The sequence below is a fragment of the Mycobacterium sp. VKM Ac-1816D genome (genome assembly GCF_000416385.1).
In the GTDB taxonomy this organism is placed as follows: domain Bacteria; phylum Actinomycetota; class Actinomycetes; order Mycobacteriales; family Mycobacteriaceae; genus Mycobacterium; species Mycobacterium neoaurum_A.
Map to the genome: position 1 here is coordinate 1 of NZ_AOHQ01000094.1, position 614 is coordinate 614.

The following is a 614-nucleotide window of genomic DNA, read 5'->3' on the forward strand; positions in this document are numbered from 1 at the left end:
GCGTTGGTGGGTGCCGGTGCTGATGCCGATGAGTTCGCCGCCGATCCGGATCGCTATGACATTCCCGACAGTGTGATCGGGTTCCTGCGTGGTGAGCTCGGTGATCCGGCCGGTGGTTGGCCGGAACCGTTGCGCAGCAAGGCATTACAGGGCCGCGCCGACGCCAAACCCGAAACCCCGCTCTCTGCCGAGGATGAGGCGGCGCTGTCCGTCGGTGGGCGTTCCCGTCAGGAAACGTTGAATCGGTTGCTGTTCCCCGGTCCCACCAAGGAGTTTCAGGCCCACCGCGACCAGTACGGCGACACCTCGATGCTCTCGGCCAACCAGTTCTTCTATGGGCTGCGCCAGGGCGAGGAACACCGTGTGCAACTCGAACCCGGTGTGGAGCTGCTCATCGGCCTGGAGGCCGTGTCGGAGGCCGACGAGCGCGGGATGCGTACCGTGCTGGCCATCCTCAACGGCCAGCTGCGCCCCACCCTGGTCCGGGACCGCAGCATCGCCAGCGAGGTCGCCGCGGCCGAAAAGGCCGACAAGACCAACCCCGACCACATCGCCGCCCCGTTCGCCGGGGTCGTCACCATCGGCGTGGACGCCGGTGACACCGTGCAGGCCGG

General features: G+C 67.6%; 1 pseudogene. It reads left to right on the top strand.

Features of this window, described 5'->3' with window-relative positions:
* Positions 1-614: pseudogene (locus G154_RS00310) on the top strand (pyruvate carboxylase); the annotation flags it as partial.